1 protein-coding gene is annotated in these 1,959 nt (G+C 69.2%); it reads left to right on the top strand.

What is annotated here, in order from left to right; translation table 11 throughout:
* Window positions 1–120 precede the first annotated feature (120 nt).
* Window positions 121–1,902, top strand: a complete 1,782-nt coding sequence (locus tag ABT288_RS49845) for an IS481 family transposase (RefSeq protein WP_351623438.1) — start codon at window positions 121–123, stop codon at window positions 1,900–1,902.
* Window positions 1,903–1,959 lie beyond the last annotated feature (57 nt).

The following is a 1,959-nucleotide window of genomic DNA, read 5'->3' on the forward strand; positions in this document are numbered from 1 at the left end:
TGTCTTGTCTCGGTTGATGCTTGACGTTGTGGCTTCACCTGATGCTTGACACCGCTTGCCTCGGCTTGGCTGTGCGCGTCTGATCCGCGTGCAGGGAGGGCTGGGGCCGTGCTGGTGGAGTTGAGCGTGGTCGAGCAGCGGTATCACGCGGTGATGGAGGTCGCCGCGGGGGTTCCGGTCACCCAAGTCGCGGCCCGGTATGGGGTGTCGAGACAGTCGGTGCACTCCTGGGTGCGCAAGTACGAGCAGTCGGGTCTGCCGGGATTGGCGGACCGGTCGCACCGGCCGGCGTCGTGTCCGCACCGGATCGCCGGGGAGGTGGAGGCGGTGGTGTGTGAGTTACGGCGCCGGCATCCAGGCTGGGGGCCGCGCAGGCTGGTGCACGAGCTGGAACGCAGAGGCCTCACGCCGGTGCCGTCCCGGGCGACGGTCTACCGGGTCCTGGTCCGCAACGGTCTGATCGAGCCGGGAGTGCGCAAGCGGCGCCGGTCGGATTACCGCAGGTGGGAGCGATCTGCCGCGATGGAACTGTGGCAGATGGACATCGTCGGCGGGATCCTGCTGGCCGATGGCAGCGAGTGCAAGATGGTCACCGGGATCGACGACCACTCCCGGTTCATGGTGATCGCGAAGGTGGTGCAGCGGGCCACGGCCCGGGCAGTGTGTCTGGCCTTCGGCGAGGCACTGGTGCGGTTCGGAGTGCCCGGCGAGGTGCTGACCGACAACGGCAAGCAGTTCACCGCCCGCTTCGGCTCCGGCAAGCCGGGCGAGACGATGTTCGACCGGATCTGCCGGGAGAACGGCATCGCTCACCGGCTGACGAAGCCGCAGTCCCCGACGACCACGGGAAAGATCGAACGCTTCCACCAGACCCTGCGGCGTGAACTCCTCGACGGGCATGCACCGTTCGTCGATCTGGCGACGGCGCAGACGGTGGTGGATGCCTGGCTGGAGGACTACAACCGGATGCGGCCGCACCAGGCCCTGGACATGGCCGTCCCGGCCAGCCGGTTCGTTCCCCGGCCGCGGTCCGAGCAGGACGCGCTGCCGGTGGTGCTGCCCGCACGCCTCGACCCGGTCCCCGCTCCGGCCTCCGCGAGGCCTGAGCCAGAGCCAGAGCCGGTGCCGCGGGCCTGGCCGATGGCCGAGGGGGAGATCGGTGCGATCGAGGTGGATCGGGTGGTGCCCGCGTCGGGGAACCTGAGCCTGCGCGGGCAGCAGATCTGGTTTGGTCCCGCCCTGGCCGGCACCACGGTGACTTTGCGGATCGACGTGAACCGGCTGCACGTGCTCATAGGCGGCGGCCGGCACAAGACGCTGCCCTCGAAGCTGTCCGGCCGCGACCTCAAAGCCCTGCTGGCAGGCGGAGGTGCCCGTCCCGCCGGACCATGGGCGGACGACCCCGGCCCGGCGAAGGACACGAAGGGGGTGGTGGAGGTGGACCGGACCGTCAACGCGGTCGGCTACGTCGGCCTGGCAGGTGACAAGGTCCTGATCGGCTGGCCGTTCGCGGGACAGCGGGTCACTCTTCGGCTCGACGGCAAAGTCCTGCAAGTCCTGGATGATCAGCGTGTCCTCAAGGCCACCCTGCCCAGCCCCCTGCCGCCCTCAGCCTGCGGACGCCTGCAGGGTGGCCGTCCGGCCGGTCCACCACCGCTGCTGCCCCCGCCCGCCGAGCAGATCGCCGAGCGGACGGTCAGCAGCGTCGGCGGCTTCATGGTCGCCGGACAGCGCATCCAGCTAGGCCGCGGCTATGCCCACCAGGTCGTCACCGCCCACCTGGACGAGACAACGATCCGGGTCTTCCACGGCCAAGAGCTGATCACCACCGTCCCGCGTGTCACCAGGAAGGAGGTGGTGATCCGCAAGTCCGGCGAACACAACCGCCGGAAGATCGTCTAGGGCAGACGTCAAGCATCACCTGACGCCAACCCGTCAACCATCAACTGAGACTCGACA

The organism is Streptomyces sp. NPDC001093, from assembly GCF_040298985.1.
In the GTDB taxonomy this organism is placed as follows: domain Bacteria; phylum Actinomycetota; class Actinomycetes; order Streptomycetales; family Streptomycetaceae; genus Streptomyces.